The 18081-nt window shown below is 69.9% G+C and carries 17 protein-coding genes and 1 pseudogene; 11 read left to right on the forward strand and 7 right to left on the reverse strand.

Annotation, left to right across the window (positions count from 1 at the left end):
* Positions 1–89 precede the first annotated feature (89 nt).
* The 7 genes from ACIQVL_RS02715 (at position 90) to ACIQVL_RS02745 (ending at position 5820) form a co-directional block, all read left to right on the forward strand.
* Positions 90–314 (forward strand): hypothetical protein, encoded by a 225-nt coding sequence (locus ACIQVL_RS02715; RefSeq protein ID WP_403474083.1) that lies wholly within the window; start codon positions 90–92, stop codon positions 312–314.
* Positions 305–493, forward strand: coding sequence for a hypothetical protein (locus tag ACIQVL_RS02720; RefSeq protein ID WP_362564555.1), 189 nt, complete (start codon positions 305–307; stop codon positions 491–493). The genes ACIQVL_RS02715 and ACIQVL_RS02720 overlap by 10 nt, the downstream gene beginning before the upstream one ends.
* A 161-nt stretch (positions 494–654) precedes the next feature.
* Positions 655–1458, forward strand: coding sequence for a hypothetical protein (locus ACIQVL_RS02725; RefSeq protein WP_403474084.1), 804 nt, complete (start codon positions 655–657; stop codon positions 1456–1458).
* A complete protein-coding gene (locus tag ACIQVL_RS02730; protein WP_403474085.1) occupies positions 1455–2294 on the forward strand; it encodes a bifunctional DNA primase/polymerase in 840 nt (279 codons plus the stop codon). Before ACIQVL_RS02725 ends, ACIQVL_RS02730 begins: the two co-directional genes overlap by 4 nt.
* Before the next feature lie 2 nt (positions 2295–2296).
* On the forward strand, positions 2297–3772 hold the full coding sequence (locus ACIQVL_RS02735; protein ID WP_403474782.1) for an ATP-binding protein: 1476 nt from the start codon (positions 2297–2299) through the stop codon (positions 3770–3772).
* Between the two features lie 441 nt (positions 3773–4213).
* Complete coding sequence (locus ACIQVL_RS02740; RefSeq protein ID WP_351935319.1) at positions 4214–4471, forward strand: helix-turn-helix domain-containing protein; 258 nt, start codon at positions 4214–4216, stop codon at positions 4469–4471.
* A gap of 80 nt (positions 4472–4551) precedes the next feature.
* Complete coding sequence (locus tag ACIQVL_RS02745) at positions 4552–5820, forward strand: tyrosine-type recombinase/integrase (RefSeq protein ID WP_403474087.1); 1269 nt, start codon at positions 4552–4554, stop codon at positions 5818–5820.
* A 74-nt stretch (positions 5821–5894) separates the two neighbouring features.
* On the opposite strand, the gene glnA is transcribed toward ACIQVL_RS02745, so the two are convergent.
* Entirely contained in the window at positions 5895–7256 is a 1362-nt protein-coding gene (glnA, locus tag ACIQVL_RS02750) for a type I glutamate--ammonia ligase (RefSeq protein WP_393807925.1), read from the reverse strand.
* Between the two features lie 349 nt (positions 7257–7605).
* Between glnA and ACIQVL_RS02755 the strand changes: the two genes are divergently transcribed.
* Positions 7606–8811, forward strand: a complete 1206-nt coding sequence (locus ACIQVL_RS02755; protein WP_403430981.1) for a globin domain-containing protein — start codon at positions 7606–7608, stop codon at positions 8809–8811.
* Between the two features lie 108 nt (positions 8812–8919).
* Here ACIQVL_RS02755 and ACIQVL_RS02760 read toward each other — a convergent pair whose 3' ends face one another.
* Both ACIQVL_RS02760 and ACIQVL_RS02765 read right to left on the reverse strand, forming a co-directional pair.
* Positions 8920–9444 (reverse strand): hypothetical protein, encoded by a 525-nt coding sequence (locus tag ACIQVL_RS02760; protein ID WP_181804886.1) that lies wholly within the window; start codon positions 9442–9444, stop codon positions 8920–8922.
* A gap of 190 nt (positions 9445–9634) precedes the next feature.
* Complete coding sequence (locus ACIQVL_RS02765; protein WP_403430978.1) at positions 9635–10078, reverse strand: Rrf2 family transcriptional regulator; 444 nt, start codon at positions 10076–10078, stop codon at positions 9635–9637.
* Positions 10079–10247: 169 nt separating this feature from the next.
* Here ACIQVL_RS02765 and ACIQVL_RS02770 point away from each other — a divergent pair, with 169 nt between their 5' ends.
* The 3 genes from ACIQVL_RS02770 to ACIQVL_RS02780 all read left to right on the forward strand — a co-directional run bounded on the left by ACIQVL_RS02770 (position 10248) and on the right by ACIQVL_RS02780 (position 13806).
* Positions 10248–10919, forward strand: a complete 672-nt coding sequence (locus tag ACIQVL_RS02770; RefSeq protein ID WP_403430977.1) for a DUF3105 domain-containing protein — start codon at positions 10248–10250, stop codon at positions 10917–10919.
* Between the two features lies 1 nt (position 10920).
* Positions 10921–11556 carry a DUF305 domain-containing protein gene (locus ACIQVL_RS02775; RefSeq protein WP_403474088.1) on the forward strand — a complete coding sequence of 212 codons (636 nt, stop codon included), beginning with the start codon at positions 10921–10923 and terminating at the stop codon, positions 11554–11556.
* A 324-nt stretch (positions 11557–11880) separates the two neighbouring features.
* On the forward strand, positions 11881–13806 hold the full coding sequence (locus ACIQVL_RS02780; protein ID WP_403431431.1) for a protease pro-enzyme activation domain-containing protein: 1926 nt from the start codon (positions 11881–11883) through the stop codon (positions 13804–13806).
* 127 nt (positions 13807–13933) lie between these two features.
* Here the strand turns inward: ACIQVL_RS02780 and ACIQVL_RS02785 are convergent, their stop codons facing one another.
* The 4 genes and pseudogenes from ACIQVL_RS02785 to ACIQVL_RS02800 all read right to left on the reverse strand — a co-directional run bounded on the left by ACIQVL_RS02785 (position 13934) and on the right by ACIQVL_RS02800 (position 18017).
* Complete coding sequence (locus ACIQVL_RS02785) at positions 13934–14677, reverse strand: hypothetical protein (RefSeq protein WP_403474090.1); 744 nt, start codon at positions 14675–14677, stop codon at positions 13934–13936.
* A 99-nt stretch (positions 14678–14776) separates the two neighbouring features.
* Positions 14777–15405 (reverse strand): annotated as a pseudogene (locus tag ACIQVL_RS02790) (Uma2 family endonuclease).
* 187 nt (positions 15406–15592) lie between these two features.
* Positions 15593–16816, reverse strand: a complete 1224-nt coding sequence (locus ACIQVL_RS02795; protein WP_403474091.1) for an MFS transporter — start codon at positions 16814–16816, stop codon at positions 15593–15595.
* Positions 16817–16964: 148 nt separating this feature from the next.
* Complete coding sequence (locus tag ACIQVL_RS02800; RefSeq protein WP_403430947.1) at positions 16965–18017, reverse strand: endonuclease/exonuclease/phosphatase family protein; 1053 nt, start codon at positions 18015–18017, stop codon at positions 16965–16967.
* Between the last annotated feature and the right edge of the window lie 64 nt (positions 18018–18081).

The raw sequence follows: 18081 nt of genomic DNA on the forward strand, positions 1-18081 counted from the left end.
GAAAACACCCCGAAACAGCCCTGGAAGGGATGTGAGCCCTGGTGGCTCTCGCTAGCTGTGCCCTGCTGCTCACCCTCGCTGGTTACGCAGTGTTATGTGCGGTCAAGCCGTTCGCGCCGTGCCGGAAGTGCTCCGGGACCGGCGTCCGGCAGGCCCGCCGCAAGGTCAAGCTCTGCCGGCGCTGCCACGGCCGCCGCTACCGGCTGCGCGCCGGCCGCCGACTGCTGAACACCGGCCGCGCCGTCCACCGCGACGGCACCCGCAGTGTCCGCCCTCGCCGCCTCACCGATCGGGAGTTCTCCGAATGGCCGTGACCGTCTCCCTCGTCCTGCTCTTCGGGCTGGTCCTGTTCTTCCTGCTGCGGAGCAACAGCCTCAGCGCCGGCGCCGCGTTCGTCGCCGTCATGTTCGGGTTCTTCCTCGCCTCCACCGGCGCCGCCGGACCCATCACCAACATGACCACCGCCGTCGTCCAGTCCATCCCCAACCCGTAACAGCACCAAGGGCGACCCCCTCTCGCCAAAGTCCGGGGTCGCCCTTGCCCAACCAGGACCCAACCAAGGAACTGGAGACCTCCAGCATGACCCAACCCACCCCCATCCGGCGAGCCTTACCACCCGCCCAGCCCGCTCCCGTTTTGGGAGCTCCCGGCGCGATGCGGTTCTACCTCACCACCCACAAGCGCCATTGGATCAAGCTCACCGACAAGGCGCTGTTCCTGAAGTCCGAGCACTTCGCCGCCGCCGCCAACCTCTACCCCGCCCGCGGGCCGTACGCGGTCGACTCCGGCGGGTTCACGGAACTCCAGCGTCACGGCGTCTGGACGCGGCCCCCGCGCCAGTACGTCAGCGACCTGCGCCGCATCTGGGAACACGTCGGCCCCTACGACTGGGCCGCCCCGCAGGACTGGATGTGCGAGGACGTCATCATCAACGGCGGCTGGGTCGACGGGAAGCACTTCGCCGGCACCCACCTCAGCGTGGAAGAACACCAGCGCCGCACCGTCGCCAACTTCCTCGAACTGCGCTCCCTCGCCCCCGACCTGCGGATCGCCCCCGTCATCCAGGGCAACAGCGTGCCCGCCTACGAGCGGTGCGTCGAACTGTACGAGCGGGCCGGCGTCGACCTGCGGGCCGAACCCGTCGTCGGCTTGGGGTCGGTGTGCCGGTTGCAGTCCACCCGCCAGGGCGCAGCGATCGTCACCGCGATGGCCGCCCACGGCTTCAACCTGCACGGCTTCGGCTTCAAAATCCTCGGTCTGGAGCGCGTCGGCCACCTGCTGGCTTCCGCCGATTCCGCCGCCTGGAGTGCCCATGCGCGTCGCCGGCCGGCGCTGCCGGGTCACACGCACAAGAACTGCGCGAACTGCATCGACTACGCCCTGAACTGGCGCGAGCGCGTGATCCGCGCCATCCCCACCCAGCAACAGCTGATGATCACCGACCAGGAGGCGGCATGAGCGAGCACCTGCGCACCGCCCTGGGTCTGGCGGCCGACGGTCTGCCGGTGCTGCCACTGCGTCGGGGGAAGCTTCCGTTCGGGAACTGCCCCGCCTGCGCCCGGAACGCGTGCGGCGGGCGGCCGAACATGAAGGCGGTGGGCACCTGCGAGTGCGGGGCGCCGTGCCACGCGTGGGCCGCCGCGACCACCGACCCTGACGTCATCGCCTCGCCCTCGTGGGCGTCGGCGTGGCAGCACGCGGCGACCGTGGCCTACCATCCCGGCGGCGCCGGCCTCACCGTGGTCGACCTGGACGACCCCGCCGCCATCGCATGGGCGCGCGCCACGCTGCCCGCCACCCGCACCGTGCCCACGACGCGCGGAGAGCACTGGATCTACCAGGGCACGATGCCGTCCGCCAACGCGGTCCGGGCCGGCGTCGACCTCAAGTCCCTTATGGGGTACGCCCGTTGGCTCGGAAACGGCACGGGTGTCGCGGCGCCTCTGCCGGACTCTGTGCGCGCTCTGGCAGTGAAGGAGCCGTCCGCTCCCCGCAGGGCGGCACAGAGCCTCACAGGGTCTCTGGGGGCCCGTGGGGGCGTGTGCCCGCACCGCACGCCCACCTATTTGGACCGTGGCGTGTCCATGGCTGTGCAGCGGATCACGGAGGCGCGCAGCGCGGTCCACGCGACGGTGTACCGGACGTTCCTCGCGGTGCTGTCGACGCACGGCCGGTGCGGCTGCCTCACCGACGCCCACGTCGGCCGGCTGTTCACCGCGGCGCAGGCCAAGGGCGAGTCCCCGAGGCACTGCACCGACGCGTGGACCAACGCCCTGACCACGTTGGGACTGTGACCGTGTCCGACGACGAGAAGGACCCCGCCCGCAAGGTCATCACCGACTACGCGCAGTCCCACTTCCGGTACTTCCGCACCGTGGACGGGACCGTGTACGCGCAGCGCACCGGCCACCCCGTGGCCCGCCCGATCCGCTCCCAGGGAACGACCGGCAGCCACCGGCAGGAACTCATGGTCGGCCTCTTCCGCGACGGGGTCGGCGTCTTCAACGGAACCGCCCTCAAGGAGGCGTTGGACTTGATCGAGGCACTCGCCCTCACCGAACAGGTACAGCCCACCCACATCCGCGTGGCCCCCGGTTTCGACGGGGCCACCTGGTTCGACCTCGGTCGCGACGACGGCCGGTCCGTGCGTATCCACCCCGCCGGATGGGACGTCCGCGTCCCCGACCCCGAAGAGGTGTGCTGGCGGCGCACGCAGCTCACCGGGGAGCTCCCGATGCCCGCCAAGGACACCGACGGGAAGGGCATCGACCTGCTGATGCGGCTGTGCAACTTCGCCGACGCCAGGACCGAGGCCCTGGCCATCGCGTGGCTCATCGGCTGCCTGGAGCCGTCCGCACCCGTCCCCGCCCCGTTCCTCACCGGCCCGCAGGGCGCCGGCAAGTCCACCGGCGGCCGGATGCTCGTACGGATCATCGAGGGCATGAGCGGCGACCTGCGCAGGGCGCCCAAGGACGAAGAGAACATGATCACAGCGGTCGCGGCCGGATGGATCACCGCCCTGGACAACCTCTCCCACCTGCCCCCGGACCTGTCCGACCTCATGTGCTGCATCATCACCGGAGCCGAGAGCATCAAGCGCGCGCTGTTCACCGACGGCGACGTCGTCCGCTCCCGCTACCGCCGGCCCATGCTGCTGACCGGCATCGACGTCGGTGTCATCCGCCCCGACCTCGCCGAACGACTCCTCACCCTGCGCCTGGAACGCCCCCGCGTGCGGCGCACCGAAGCGGAACTGTGGACGGAGTACGCCGACATCCTGCCCGTCGTCCTCGGCTCCCTGCTGGACCTGACCGTCAAGGTCCGCGCCGTACAGGCCGAGACCCCGACCGATCTGCGCATGGCCGACTTCGCCCACCTGTGCGCCCAACTCGACACCGCCACCGGCTTCGGAACGCTGGAGGCATACCGGGCCAGCCTGGACGACCTCAACGACGACGTGATCGAGGGCGATCTACTGGCACAGACAGTCCTCAAGCACGCCGCCGAACTCGCCCCGGGCGAAGAGGTCCGGATGACGTCGGCAGAGTGGCTGCATGCCCTGACCGCCCTCTACAGCGGCGAGGAATGCCGCCCCCTGCCCAAGGGCTGGCCCACCACCGGCAAGGTGCTCTCCGACCGGCTGAGGCGCATCCAACCCACCCTGGCCGCCCGGGGCGTCCTGGTCGACTGGGGCCGCACCCGCGCCGCCCGCTACATCGAACTCAGCCGCCAGGCCCCGCCCCCGCCGCCCGAGCAGCAGACCGCGTTCTGACCCCGCCGCACAGACGGACAAGCAAGAGGAGCACGCCCCGCCCGGGGTGCTCCTCTTGCTGTTCGGCGGCGGTGCCGCCCTGCACAGGTCGCGCCGCGAAGCGGCCCGTTCTTCAAGCCCTGAGCAGCACGTAAGACCTACAGACACTCCCCTTTCTTTTTCCTAAGTAGGGAAGATCTGCGTCACCCCGTCACCGCGGGCCTGACAGAGGGCCGCTGACCTGCGGCGACAGCGGGTGACGCAGACGGCGAATCCTGCGTCACCCCGCGTCACCGGCGTCACCCCGTGACAAGCGCACGTGTCATCGGTGACGCACCACCCGCCGCGCTGCGTCACCAAAACCCGCAGGTCAGAAGCCTGATTGACGCAGGTGACGCGATGACGCAGAAATCCCAGCTTCGGACAGGCGCCGCCACCCCAGCCAAGCGCACTTCCAACTCGATGGAGGACCCCGTGAGCGCGTCCGCCCCCGCCAGAGACGACCCCCGCGCCATCCTCCGGGGCGGTCTCCCAGACCGGTACCTCACCGCCGACGACATCGCCGAGATCTTCGAGGTGCCCAAGGAAACCGTCTACCAGTGGCGTAAGAAGCGCATCGGTCCGCCCGGCTTCCGCATAGGCAAGTACATCCGTTACGACCCCGCCGACGTACACGCGTACGTCACCAGCCGCAAAGACGCCGACCGCAACGCCGCCTAACCGAATAGCCACGCCAGACAGCAGGGAGAGCCGCTATCAGCAGCTCTCCCTGCTGCTTGCCGAGAAGGGACCGCCGCCGCATGGCAGGCCACATCCAGGACCGCTGGTTCAAAACCGAGACCGGCGCCAATGGCAAGGACGTTCGTATCAAGACCAGCCGCTACGGCGCAGGCATGCGCTATCGAGCCCGCTACGTCGGGCCGGACGGCACCGAGAAGTCCAAGAGCTTCCCCGACGGCAAAAAGCGGCTCGCCGAGCAGTGGCTCTCCGCCATTGAGGCAGACATGTCCCGCGGTCAGTACATCGATCCTGCCGCGGGCCGCGTGACGTTCGGCCAGTACGCCGACAAGTGGCTGAAGACGCAGACCACGGGCATGACGACACGAGCGTCGGTGGAGTCGGCGATTCGCGGCCACGCGATTCCGTACATCGGGCCCCGGCCGCTCGGTTCGTTCAAGCCGGAGCACATCAGGGACTGGCTGAGTGAACTGGAGCGGGCCGTACCCGCAACGTCGTATCGGCGCGTGATCTACAACAGTGTCTCGACCATCCTGAACGCGGCCGTTGACGACGGCCACCTCTCGAAGAACCCCTGCCACGCGCAATCCGTGCGACCGCCGGCCGCGGGAACTGGTCGTGTCATGCCATGGAGCGCGGAACGGGTTTTCGCCGTTCGCGGCGCACTGCCTGAGCGCTATCACGCGACCGTGGATCTCGGAGGCGGATGCGGACTCCGGCAAGGGGAGATCTTCGGATTGTCTGCCGACGCGATCGATTTCGACTCCGGGTGGCTGCACGTGGTGAATCAGGTACAGGCGACAAAACAGGGCATGGTGTTCGCCCCGCCGAAGCGCGAGAAGCTGCGGGACGTTCCCTTGCCGGACCGTGTGGCGCAGATCCTCAAGCTCCATATGGAGGCCTTCCCGCCGGTGGAGATCACCTTGCCGTGGCTTCGGGTAGGTGGAGCCCCCGTCACGCGACGGCTGCTGTTCACTCGACTCGACGGCGCGGGGGCCGTTCGTCGCTCGGACTTCAACGATCGCGCGTGGAAGCCCGCTCTGGCCGCTGCCGGCGTGATTCCACAGCCGAAGCCGCGCGAGCGCTACCAGGCCGCTCGCGAGCACGGCATGCACGCACTCAGGCACTTCTACGCCTCGGTTCTGCTGGACGCCGGCGAGAACATCAAGGCACTCAGCAACTACCTCGGACACAACGACCCGGGGTTCACCCTTCGGGTCTACACGCACCTGATGCCGAGCAGCGACGCGCGGGCCCGGAAGGCGGTGGACGGCCTGTACGCGGGGGCCGATCCTGCGTCGGACGGCCCACAGACGGCCCAGGAAGGCTGAGACGCCGTGGGGCCGACGGTTCGCAACCGTCGGCCCCACGGGCGAGCGAGCTAGGGAACTGCTCTGACCTGCGGCTACAGCACCGGCAGGTTCTTCCGCAGCTCGAACGCGGTGACCTCGCTGCGGTACTCCTCCCATTCCTGGCGCTTGTTGCGCAGGAAGAAGTCGAAGACGTGTTCGCCGAGGGTGTCGGCGACCAGGTCGCTGTTCTCCATGAGGGTGAGGGCCTCGCCGAGGTTCTGCGGGAGCGGTTCGATGCCCATGGCGCGGCGCTCGGAGTTGGAGAGGGCCCAGACGTCGTCCTCGGCGCCCGGCGGGAGCTCGTAGCCCTCCTCGATGCCCTTGAGGCCGGCGGCGAGGAGGACGGCGTAGGCCAGGTACGGGTTGGCGCCGGAGTCGATGGAGCGGACCTCGACGCGCGCCGAACCGGTCTTGCCGGGCTTGTACATCGGGACGCGGACCAGGGCGCTGCGGTTGTTGTGGCCCCAGCAGATGTAGGAGGGGGCCTCGCCGCCCGCGCCGGCCGTGCGCTCGGAGCCGCCCCAGATGCGCTTGTAGGAGTTCACCCACTGGTTGGTGACCGCGGAGATCTCGGCGGCGTGCTTCAGCAGGCCGGCGATGAAGGAGCGGCCGACCTTGGAGAGCTGGAACTCCGCGCCCGACTCGTAGAACGCGTTGCGGTCGCCCTCGAAGAGGGAGAGGTGGGTGTGCATGCCGGAGCCGGGGTGCTCGGAGAACGGCTTCGGCATGAAGGTCGCCTGGACGCCCTGCTCCAGCGCGACCTGCTTCATGACGAGGCGGAACGTCATGATGTTGTCGGCCGTGGAGAGCGCGTCCGCGTAGCGCAGGTCGATCTCCTGCTGGCCGGGGGCGCCCTCGTGGTGGGAGAACTCGACCGAGATGCCCATCGACTCCAGCATGGTGATCGCCTGGCGGCGGAAGTCCATGCCGACGTTGGTCGGGGTGTGGTCGAAGTAGCCCGAGTTGTCGGCCGGGGTGGGGCGGGAGCCGTCCAGCGGCCGGTCCTTCAGGAGGAAGAACTCGATCTCGGGGTGGGTGTAGAAGGTGAAGCCGAGGTCGGAGGTGCGGGCCAGGGCGCGCTTCAGGACGTACCGGGGGTCCGCGAAGGACGGGGAGCCGTCCGGCATGAGGATGTCGCAGAACATGCGGGCCGTGCCGGGGGTCTCCGCGCGCCACGGGAGGACCTGGAAGGTGGACGGGTCCGGCTTGGCGATCATGTCGGACTCGTAGACGCGGGCGAAGCCCTCGATGGCCGAGCCGTCGAAGCCGATGCCCTCGTCGAAGGCCTGTTCAAGCTCGGCCGGGGCCACGGCGACGGACTTGAGGAAGCCCAGCACGTCCGTGAACCACAGGCGTACGAACCGGATGTCGCGCTCCTCCAAGGTCCGGAGCACGAACTCCTGCTGCTTGTCCATCTTCCGCTTCCCCATCCTTGCTGGTCAGGCCGCCTGTCTTCCTGTCGCGCAGGAGGCGGTCGGGCACCTGAGCATCACACCACAACAGCATTTCACGCGCGTTGCGCACCTTGATCGCCCCGGCGACCTCGGTCTGAACGGCTCTCGTCCGGCAGGTGTCCTGCCCTGCCGCCCATCTTGCCTGCTCGGACCGACATCCGTAATGGCCGATTCGGTTTCCCGGGCGTCAGGCACGTCAGGCAGGTGACCGACACCACGACCCTTAAATTTGAATCTCAGATGCAAGTTTTACTAGCGTGCGGGACAACGAGCCGTTCGGCCGAGCCACGCCGAGCCACAAGGAGCCCCGATGCTGTCCGAGCCCTCCGCCGCCACCGTCCGCGCCACCCTCCCCGCGGTCGGCGCCGCCATCGGCGAGATCACCGAGCGTTTCTACGCCCGCCTCTTCGCCGCCCACCCCGGGCTGCTGAGGAACCTCTTCAACCGCGGCAACCAGGCCGCCGGCACCCAGCGGCAGGCCCTCGCCGGCTCCATCGCCGCGTTCGCCACACACCTGCTGGACCACCCGGACCAGCGACCCGACGCCCTGCTGGGCCGCATCGCCCACAAGCACGCCTCCCTGGGCGTCACGCCCGAGCAGTACGACGTCGTCCACGAGCACCTCTTCGCCGCCATCGCCGAGGTGCTCGGCGAGGCCGTCACCCCGGAGGTCGCGGCCGCCTGGGACGAGGTCTACTGGCTGATGGCGAACGCGCTCCTCGCGATCGAGAAGCGGCTGTACGAGGAGAGCGGCGGCCGCGGGGGGCTGCGGCCCTGGCAGGTCGTCGAGCGGGTGGCGGAGACCGCCGACGTGGTGACGTTCCGGGTACGGCCGGTGGACGGCGGCGCGGCGGTGCGCGGCTTCCGGGCCGGGCAGTACGTCTCCGTGGGCGTCACCCTCCCCGACGGCGCCCGCCAGATACGCCAGTACAGCCTGTCCGGCGCGCCGGACGAGTCGGTCCGCCAGTTCAGCGTCAAGCGCGTGCCCGGCGACCCGGACGGCACGACGCCCGACGGCGAGGTCTCGCATCACCTGCACGCGCGCGTGCGCGAGGGCGACCTGCTCGAACTGTCGGAGCCGTACGGCGACCTCGTCCTGGGCGACGCCACCGACCGGCCGCTCCTCCTCGCCTCCGCCGGCATCGGCGTCACCCCGATGGTGGCGATGCTCGCCGCGCTCGCCGCCGAGGGCCACCGCGCCCCGGTCACCGTCGTGCACGGCGACCGCTCCCCCGCCGACCACGCCCTGCGCGCCGACCACACCAGGTACGCCGGGAAGCTGCCCGACGCCGCCGTCCACCTCTTCTACGAGCGCGACGCCGAGCCGGGCACCCGCACCGGCCTGGTGGACCTCACCGACGTCGACGTCGCGCCCGGCACGCGCGCGTACCTGTGCGGCCCCCTCCCCTTCATGCGTGCGGTCCGCGCCCAGCTCCTCGCCAGGGGCGTGGCCCCGGCCGACATCCACTACGAGGTCTTCGGCCCGGACCTGTGGCTGGCGGCGGCCGCGGCCTGATCCCCGCGACAGGAACCGACAAGGGCCGACCACGCTCCCGAAGGAGCCGGCCGGCCCCGGCGTCGGACGGGCTGGCGGGCTGGCGGGCTGGCGGGCTGGCGGGCTGAATCAGCTCAGGCCGAGGTTCGACAGCGCGGTCGTCCAGTCCGTGACGATCGCGTCCTGGGCGTCGGCGAGGGTGACGGTGCCGGCGCAGACGGCCTTCTTGAGCTTGTTCTCGACGGTGTCCTTGTTGGCGGCGGTCTTGGTGCCGTACTCCGGCTCGGGCCAGAGGTTGAGCTCACTCTTGGGGGCGCCGCCGAGTTCGAGGGGGACGAAGTGGTCCTCCTCGTAGTCGGAGGTGCTGGTGTCCGTGTAGCCGTACTCGACGATCTGCTTCTTCTTCAGCGCGGTGGTGTAGGAACTGGACGGGCGGACGGTCGCGGTCCACCCGGAGACGCAGATGGTGGAGTCGATGGTGGACTGGGTGACGTCCGGGTTGAAGTCACCGGGCTGGCAGCTGGGGTCGGGGAGCGGGAGGTAGTCCTGGCTGCAGCTCTGCGCGTGCGCGGTGCCGGCGGCGACCGTGAGGCCGGCGGCGGCCAGGGCGAGGGAGGAGAGGGCGGTGACCAGGGAGCGGGATATTCGGGGCATGGTGGGGGATCTCCCGGAGCGGTGCCCGGCAGGGATTCCGGGCGGTCGTGAGCATGACAGCACCGGGATCATCTATGCGGGTAGAGCCCTTTGTAGGTCGCGGAGATCCCTTTGTTGAATGTTTGAACACGATGGGGCTTACGGAGGACAAGCCATGGCCCGCGCTTGGTTGCGGCCCCCTAGGGCCGGCCTAGACCGCCCCCGGCCCCTTGGAGATGCCGAGCAGCAACGTCCCCGTCGGCTCCGCCACCATGTCCGCCACCGTCACCGGGTCCAGCGCCGCGAAGAACGCCTCCTGGGCCCGGCGCAGGGCGCCCCGCAGACGGCAGCCGGAGTTGAGGGGGCACGGGGTGGCGCCCTCGCAGTCCACCACGTCGCCGTCGCCCTCGAAGGCACGCACCAGCGCCCCCACCGAAGCGGTGCGGCCCTTCCCGGTCAGCGTCAGCCCGCCACCCCGGCCGCGCCGGGCGTCGACGAGCCCCATGTGCTGCAGTTCGGCGACCACCTTCGCGGCGTGCGTGTACGGCACGTCCATGTCACCGGCGACCTCGCGGGTGGTCGGGGTGGAGTCGCCCGCGACGGCGAGCCGCATCAGGAGGCGCAGAGCCAGGTCGGTGGAGCGCAGCAGCCGCATACCGGTCAGGGTAGGTAATGCGCATTCGGCATTCAAATTATCGGTTTCCTGTCGGACCCCGGTCTTTACAGGACTTTCCTGTGCCCTGCCTACGGCCGGCCCCGTCTCCCCCATTACGATCAGCAGGCCCCACCCTCCACGTCCCTTTCCCCCAAGAAGGACACGGCCCATGGCTACCGCCAAGAAGAGCACCAACGCCGCCCGCAAGGCACGTATAGAGGAGATGCGGCGGGCCGAGCAGGCTCGTGAGCGGCGCAACCGGTTCCTGACGATCGGCGCGAGCGTCGTGGTCGTCGCCGGTCTCGTCGTCGGCGCCGTGGTGCTCGTCGACTCGCAGTCGGCCAAGAGCGACAGCGCGAGCGACGCGAAGGGCGGCTCCGGGGACTCCGGGCACTTCGTCACCGGCAGCGACGGCGTGCGCACCTGGACGGGCAAGCTGTCCCGGACCCACGTCACGGGGACCGTGAAGTACCCGATGCACCCGCCGGTCGGCGGCAACCACAACCCGGTGTGGCTGAACTGCAACGGCAACGTCTACACCAAGGCCGTGCAGGACGAGAACGCCGTGCACGCCCTGGAGCACGGCGCGGTCTGGGTGACGTACACCGACAAGGCGAGCAAGTCCGACGTGGACAAGCTGGCGGCGAAGGTGAAGGCGACGCCGTACTCGCTGATGAGCCCGTACACGAACCAGACCTCGCCGATCGAGCTGTCGGCGTGGGGGCACCAGCTGAGCGTGACGAGCGCGGACGACCCGAAGGTCGGCAAGTTCTTCGAGACGTACGTGCAGGGCAAGCAGACCCCGGAGCCGGGGGCCTCCTGCACCGGCGGGACGATGTGACGTGAGGAGGCACATCGGCTGGGTCGCCGGGGCGACCGCGGCGGTGCTCGTCGCGGCCGGCGCGATCACCTACGCGGTCGCCGAGGACGGCGACGGCGGTGGCGGCGCCCTGAAGGTGCCGAGCGCGGACGGGGCGGACGCGGGGTTCGCGCGGGACATGGCGGTCCATCACCAGCAGGCCGTGGAGATGTCGTACATCATCCGCGACCGCACGAAGAACACCGAAGTGCGGCGGCTCGCCTACGACATCGCGCAGACGCAGGCCAACCAGCGCGGCATGCTGCTGGGCTGGCTGACCCTGTGGGACCTGCCGAAGGTGTCGGCGAAGCCGCCGATGTCGTGGATGGGCATGGGCGACATGCCCGAGCGCGGGGACGGTTCGCTGATGCCGGGCATGGCGACCGACACCGAGCTGAAGAAGCTGGGCACCCTGAACGGCAAGCAGGCGGAGATCTTCTACCTCCAGCTGATGACGGACCACCACAAGGGCGGCATCCACATGGCCGAGGGGTGCGTGGCCAAGTGCACCGTCGCGGTGGAGAAGAGCCTCGCCCAGGGCATGGTGGACGCGCAGCAGTCGGAGCTGGCGACGATGAAGCAGATGCTGACGGAACGGGGCGCGAAGCCGCGCGACTGAACTCCCTTGCACAGTGGGCGATTTGTCGACTTAACGGCACCGCAAGCATTCAACAACAATCGCAACCGATCTGTAATGTTCTGCGCGCCGCCGAAACACGACCAAAAGCCCCTAATCAACGCCCACTTGGGACTTCCTTGGGATTCTCATTCCCCTGGCATGAACAGTTCACCGAAAGAGTGACGTCGACCGTGTGATCCATTCACGGGCCGTTCCGCCGCAGGCCTCCTGGTGATCACGGATGACCGACCACTCCATGCGTCGAACCGCATAGCAGGGGGCAGTATGAGATCCAACCGTGCCAAGGTGCGGGCCAGCGTGAGCATGGCAGCGACACTGCCGATGATCGCCGGCGCGCTCGCACTCGGCATACCCGCGGCGCACGCCGCGGACAGCCCGGCCCGTGACAGCCTGAAGGGCACCAAGCCCACCTGGGCCACGGCCAAGGCGGACAAGGGCGCCACCTCGAACAGCGCGCAGGTCAAGGCCCGGGTCTACCTGGCCGGCCAGGACGCCAAGGGCCTCGCGGCCTACGCGAAGGCGGTGTCCGACCCCAGCTCGCCGCTCTACGGCAAGTACCTCAGCGCCAAGCAGGTCCAGGCCCGCTACGGCGCCACCAAGGCCCAGGTGAAGGCCGTCAGGACCTGGCTGACCGCGGCCGGCCTGAAGGTCACCGAGGTCACGCCGCACTACATCGCCGTCTCCGGCGACGTGTCGGCCGCCGAGAAGGCGTTCGGCACCCAGCTGCACAACTACGCCAAGGGCTCCAAGACCTACCGCGCCCCGGCTTCCACCGCGACCGTGCCGGCCTCCGTCAGCGACGCCGTCCTGACCGTCACCGGCCTGGACAACGCGCCGCACAAGGCGACCCACGACGACACGCTGCCGCCCCCGGCCACCGTGTTCAAGAACTCCGGGCCGTTCTCGTCGTACTACGGCTCGAACACCGCGAGCACGCTGCCGGACGCGTACGGCACGAAGATCCCGTACGCCGTCCAGGGCTACACCGGCAAGCAGCTGCGGGCCGCCTACGGCGCCGGCAAGTACACCGGCAAGCACGTGCGCGTCGCGATCACCGACGCGTTCGCCTCGCCGACCATCGCCTTCGACGCCGGCACCTACGCCAAGGCGCACGGCGACGCGGCCTGGAAGACCAGCCAGCTGCACCAGGTGCTGCCCTCGAACTACACCAACACCGGTGCCGACGAGTGCGACGCCTCCGGCTGGTACGGCGAGGAGACCCTCGACGTCGAGGCCGTGCACGCGGTCGCGCCGGACGCCGACGTCACCTACGTGGGCGCCGCGTCCTGCATGGACAACGACCTCCTCGACGCCCTCAGCAAGGTGGTCGACAACCACCTGGCCGACATCGTCTCCAACTCCTGGGGCGACATCGAGGCGAACGAGACCCCGGACGTCGCGGCCGCCTACGACCAGGTCTTCCAGCTGGGCGCGGTGCAGGGCATCGGCTTCTACTTCTCCTCCGGCGACAACGGCGACGAGGTCGCCAACACCGGTACGAAGCAGGTCGACACCCCCGCCAACTCCGCCTGGGTGACCGCGGTCGGCGGTACGTCCCTCGCCGTCGGCAAGGGCGACAAGTACCTGTGGGAGACCGGCTGGGGCACCGAGAAGGCGTCGCTGTCCACCGACGGCAAGAGCTGGACCGGCTTCCCGGGCGCGTTCACCTCGGGCGCGGGCGGCGGCACCAGCAAGACGGTCGGTGAGCCGTACTACCAGAAGAACGTGGTCCCGAAGGCGCTGGCCACGGCCAACAGCGCCGGCGGCAACCGGGTGGTGCCGGACATCTCGGCGATCGCCGACCCCAACACCGGTTTCAAGGTCGGCCAGACGCAGACCCAGGCGGACGGCACCGAGGCGTACAGCGAGTACCGCATCGGCGGCACCTCGCTGGCCGCGCCGGTCATCGCCGCGGTCCAGGCCCTCGCCCAGGAGGCGCGCGGCGGCAAGGCGATCGGCTTCGCCAACCCGCTGATCTACTCCAAGTACGGCACCAAGGCCTACCACGACGTCACCGACAACCCGACCGGCTCCGGCCTCGCCGTCGCCCGCGTCGACTTCGCCAACGGCTACGACGCCACCAACGGCCTGCTGACCTCGGTCCGCAGCCTCGGCAAGGACAGCTCCCTGTCCGCGGTCAAGGGCTACGACGACGTCACCGGCGTCGGCACCCCGGCCAACGGCTACGTCGACTCGTACAAGCCGGCGAAGGCCCACCGCAAGCACTGATCCGCTGCGCGGCTCGGCCGACTGGGGGCGTGGGGTCCGAACGGGCCTCACGCCCCTTCGCGTCGACCGATCGGTACGGCGTGGACCGGGGCCCGGTCCGCGAGCCGCTCCGGTGTGGCCCGCGCGGTCAGGAGCGGGGCAGCTGGTCGTATGTACGGAACGTGTAGGTCGCGTCGTAGGCCATCAGGTTGCCGCTTGCCGCCGGCAGGCCGAGCCGACGGTTCACAGGCGCCGTCAGGGGTCCGCAGTCCTCCGCGGCGGGGGCCGTGAAGGTGTCGTCGTACGCCGAGAACCTGATCAGCGGTGGGTCCTGTGAGATCCACTCCGAAGGTCCCGACCGCTTCAGCTGGAAGTCGACCGGCGTGCTCGCCCCGACGGTGCATGCCTTCGGCAGCAGCGGGCTCAGCAGCCGGAAGCGCAGGCTGAGCCGGCCGGTGTAGAAGTCGGACCGGCCACCGTACTCCGGCCTGATCGCCAGTCGGCGCCGCCCGTGGTCATCCGCCGCGCGGCCGGTCAGTCCGCCCGGCACTGCGGTCGGCGTGCTGTGCATCGCGCCCCATACCTGCCCGGCGGTGCCGTCCGGCATCGGGCCCTCGGCATGCGTCATGGTGATCGGGGCGAGCGTCACGGTGACCCTGCCGATCGTCAGCAGCGGTGCCGCGGTGTGCACTTCACATCTCCAGCGGGCCGGATCGACCCCGGCGGGAAGCGCCGGGCAGTCACTGAAGTCGGTCGCAGCGGCATGCGGCCCGGCGTACGCGGGACTCGGCGCGTACACGCCCGCGAGACCTGCCAGGGCAGCGGCGCCGGCGAGGGCGACCGCGGTGCGACGGACGGGAGACCGGCGAGGGCCATCGGTGGTGTTCGTCATGATCAGCAGTCTGCCGACCATGACCGCCCGACCACTATCGGTGACTTCCCTGCCCCACCCCTGAGCCGACCCTGATGACTCGTCAGGGACATCGCCCCATCAGCCGAGACCGCCGTCCCGGCCGCCGGGGCGGGCCGCCTTGAGGATCTGGTCGACGTCGAGGGTGACATCGGCGCCGATCGAGTCGGGCAGCGTGGCGGTCTCGCCGGGCGAGTACGGGCGGTGGTGCTCGTACTGCTCCCCGTGGGATCCGTAAGCACGTGGACGCGCTGGTGCTTGCGGTCGACGATGACGTAGACCGGGACCTTGGCCTGGGCGTAGGCGACAGCCTTGGTCTTCAGGTCGTCCTTCCGGTTGCTGGAGGTGACCTCCAGGACGAGACGGAAGCAGACGGGGTCGTAAGCGTTGTTCTCAACGAGGTGGTCGTCGATGTCGGCGTCCACGAGCGCGAGGTCGGGGATGGCGTAGTCCTCGGCTCCGGTGGGCAGCCAGAGGGCGACGTTCTGGAGGACCTCGGCGTCGCCGTCGTGCAGCCCCGCCTCGATGAAGAGGCACATGAGGTCTGTCAGGACACAGGCGTGCGGGGCATCCCGCAACGGGGTCACGAGGAGGTGGCCTCCGATGATCTCGACCCGGTAGCCCGGATGCCGTTCCATGATCTCGTCGGCGATGGCCATGAGCGAGAAGGACCGGTCGCCGGAGGGCTGCTCGATGGCTTCGGCCGGCATCGTGCGTCTCCCGGGGCGGACGTCGAGAGCATCATCGTGGGCTGATCGGATCGCCGGTGTCCCGTCCGAACGGCTTCACCCGAAGGTGAACATCGCGCCCGAGCCTTGACGACCAGGTCCGGCAACACGTGGCGCACAGCAGTGTCCCGGCCAGGGCGCATCGGCGGCCTCGCCGGGACAAGGCCGGTCAGGAGGAGTGCACCGTCTCCACGGCCCCCGGGACGTGCGAGGCGACCACCCGTACGTGAGCCGGGGCCGGAACCGCCCGGCGGCGGTCCACCGCGTACGCCACGCTCGCGACGCCCAGGCCGAGGACGGCGAGGGCCGCGCCCGCCAGGGACGGGGAGGTGACGCCGAAGCCCGCGGCCAGGGCGACGCCGCCGATCCAGGCGCCGCCGGCGTTGGCGAGGTTGAAGGCGGCCTGGTTGGCGGAGGAGGCGAGGGAGGGGCCGGCGACCGCGCGTTCCATGACCATCAGCTGGAGGGGGGAGCCGGTGACGAAGGCCGCGATGCCCAGCAGGACGACGGCCAGGGCCGCGCTCCACTCCGTGCGCATCAGGACCGGGAAGAGGAGCAGTACCGCGACCATCGACACCAGGCCGCCGAAGAGCGTGCCGCGCATCGCGTGGTCGGCGAGGCGGCCGCCGACGAGGTTGCCGATGGTGGCGCCGACGCCGAAGAGGGCGAGGAGCAGGGTGACGTCCGAGTCGGCGTAACCGGCGGCGTCCGTCAGCATCGGGGTGATGTAGCTGTACGCGGAGAAGAGGGCGCCGAAGCCGACGACCGTGGTGGCGAGGGCCAGCCAGACCGGGAGGGAGCGCAGGGCGGAGAGTTCGCCGCGCAGGCCGGCGGTGGGGGCGGGGGCGTGCGTGGGGTGGATCAGGAAGAACACCGCGGCCATCGCCGCGACGCCGATCAGGCTCACGCCCAGGAAGGTCGCCCGCCAGCCGAGGTGCTGGCCCATGAGGGTGGCCACCGGGACGCCCGCGATGTTGGCGACGGTCAGGCCCATGAACATCAGGGAGACCGAGCGGGCCTTGCGCTCCGGTGCCACCAGGCCGGTGGCGACGACCGCGCCGACGCCGAAGAAGGCGCCGTGCGGGAGGCCGCTGAGGAAGCGGGCGGCGAGCAGGGAGTCGTAGCCGGGGGCGAGGGCCGAGAGCGCGTTGCCCGCGACGAACAGGGCCATCAGGGAGATCAGGACCCTGCGGCGGGGCAGGCGCGCGGTGAGGGCGGCCAGCAGCGGGGCGCCGATGACGACGCCGAGGGCGTACGCCGAGACCAGGTGGCCGGCGGCGGGGATCGAGATGTGGAGGTCGTCGGCGACGTCGGGCAGCAGGCCCATCATGACGAATTCGGTGGTGCCGAGACCAAAGGCGCCGACGGCCAGGGCAAGCAGGGCCAGAGGCATGAAGGGCTTTGCCTTTCGGGGAGCAGGGTTCCGTGCGTTCTAAGTTCAGCTACGGAACAAAGTGTCCCAGCCCCAGTATTCCGCCAGGTTACGGTGCGGTGTCCGATTGTCCTTACAAAGATCGCAGGATGGTGCTGACCAGGGGTTTTTACGATCCCGATGTGGTCAGGTTCACACGTGCCGCGATCGGGAGGTGGTCGCTGCCGGTCCTCGCGAGGGTCCACGAGCTCTCCGGCTCCACGCCCTTGACCATGATCTGGTCGATGCGGGCCATCGGGAACGCGGCCGGCCAGCTGAACCCGAAGCCGCTGCCCGCCGCACCCTGCGTGGAGCGCATCTGCGAGGTGACGCCGTTGAGGGAGCGGTCGTTCATCGTGCCGTTGAGGTCGCCGAGGAGGATCACCCGGGGCAGGGCCTCGTCGGCGATGGCCTCGCCCAGCGCGTCCGCGCTCGTGTCACGCTGCCGGGCGGTGAAGCCGGCGTTCAGCTTGACGCGCACGGACGGGAGATGGGCCACGTAGACGGCGACCGGGCCGTGCGGGGTGGCGGCCGTGGCGCGCATCGCCCGCGTCCAGCCGAGCTTGATGTCGACGGCCTTCACACCGGTCAGCCGGTACTTGCTCCACAGGCCGACGGTGCCCTCGACCGCGTGGTACTTGTACGTCGAGGCCAGCGCTTTCTCGTAGGTCGGTACGGCCGTCGCCGTCAGCTCCTCCAGGGCCAGCACGTCGGCGCCCGAGGAGGCGAGCCGGGCGGCCGTACCGGTCGGGTCGGGGTTGTCGGCGTTGACGTTGTGCGTGGCCACCATGAAGTCGCCGCCGGTGCCCTGCTTGTCGGTGAGCAGTCCGCCGAACATGTTCAGCCAGACGATCGCCGGGAGGAGCACCGCGATCAGCGCGGTCGCCGACCTGCGCAGGATGCCGACCAGGAGCAGGACCGGGATCAGCAGCCCCAGCCAGGGCAGGAAGGTCTCGGTGAGACTGCCGAGGTTGCCGACGGCGTTGGGGATGCGGGAGTGCAGCAGCATCACGCCGGCGAGGAGCAGCGCCACCGCGGCGGTGACGATGCCCCGGCGCCAGATGCGCGGATCGTTTCGCCAGCCCTTCAGCAGCCGTTCCAGCAGGCGTCGGAACCGGTCTCCCCGCCGCTCGGGTCCCGAGCCGCCGTTGTCCGTCTCCGTCATGTACGCCTGCTGCGCCATACCGCCTGCCTCACAACCTGCCGTGCACACCGTCGTCCCCCGGTTACGACCCTAGGGGATGATC

This window comes from Streptomyces sp. NPDC090499, assembly GCF_044769305.1.
Taxonomy (GTDB): domain Bacteria; phylum Actinomycetota; class Actinomycetes; order Streptomycetales; family Streptomycetaceae; genus Streptomyces.

Coding starts and splice junctions, on each gene's coding strand:
- ACIQVL_RS02720 (WP_362564555.1), top strand. CDS start 305: ATGGCCGTGACCGTCTCCCTCGTCCTGCTCTTCGGGCTGGTCCTGTTC.
- ACIQVL_RS02725 (WP_403474084.1), top strand. CDS start 655: ATGCGGTTCTACCTCACCACCCACAAGCGCCATTGGATCAAGCTCACC.
- ACIQVL_RS02730 (WP_403474085.1), top strand. CDS start 1,455: ATGAGCGAGCACCTGCGCACCGCCCTGGGTCTGGCGGCCGACGGTCTG.
- ACIQVL_RS02740 (WP_351935319.1), top strand. CDS start 4,214: ATGGAGGACCCCGTGAGCGCGTCCGCCCCCGCCAGAGACGACCCCCGC.
- ACIQVL_RS02745 (WP_403474087.1), top strand. CDS start 4,552: ATGGCAGGCCACATCCAGGACCGCTGGTTCAAAACCGAGACCGGCGCC.
- glnA (WP_393807925.1), bottom strand. CDS start 7,256: ATGGACAAGCAGCAGGAGTTCGTGCTCCGGACCTTGGAGGAGCGCGAC.
- ACIQVL_RS02755 (WP_403430981.1), top strand. CDS start 7,606: ATGCTGTCCGAGCCCTCCGCCGCCACCGTCCGCGCCACCCTCCCCGCG.
- ACIQVL_RS02760 (WP_181804886.1), bottom strand. CDS start 9,444: ATGCCCCGAATATCCCGCTCCCTGGTCACCGCCCTCTCCTCCCTCGCC.
- ACIQVL_RS02765 (WP_403430978.1), bottom strand. CDS start 10,078: ATGCGGCTGCTGCGCTCCACCGACCTGGCTCTGCGCCTCCTGATGCGG.
- ACIQVL_RS02770 (WP_403430977.1), top strand. CDS start 10,248: ATGGCTACCGCCAAGAAGAGCACCAACGCCGCCCGCAAGGCACGTATA.
- ACIQVL_RS02780 (WP_403431431.1), top strand. CDS start 11,881: ATGGCAGCGACACTGCCGATGATCGCCGGCGCGCTCGCACTCGGCATA.
- ACIQVL_RS02785 (WP_403474090.1), bottom strand. CDS start 14,677: ATGACGAACACCACCGATGGCCCTCGCCGGTCTCCCGTCCGTCGCACC.
- ACIQVL_RS02795 (WP_403474091.1), bottom strand. CDS start 16,816: ATGCCTCTGGCCCTGCTTGCCCTGGCCGTCGGCGCCTTTGGTCTCGGC.
- ACIQVL_RS02800 (WP_403430947.1), bottom strand. CDS start 18,017: ATGGCGCAGCAGGCGTACATGACGGAGACGGACAACGGCGGCTCGGGA.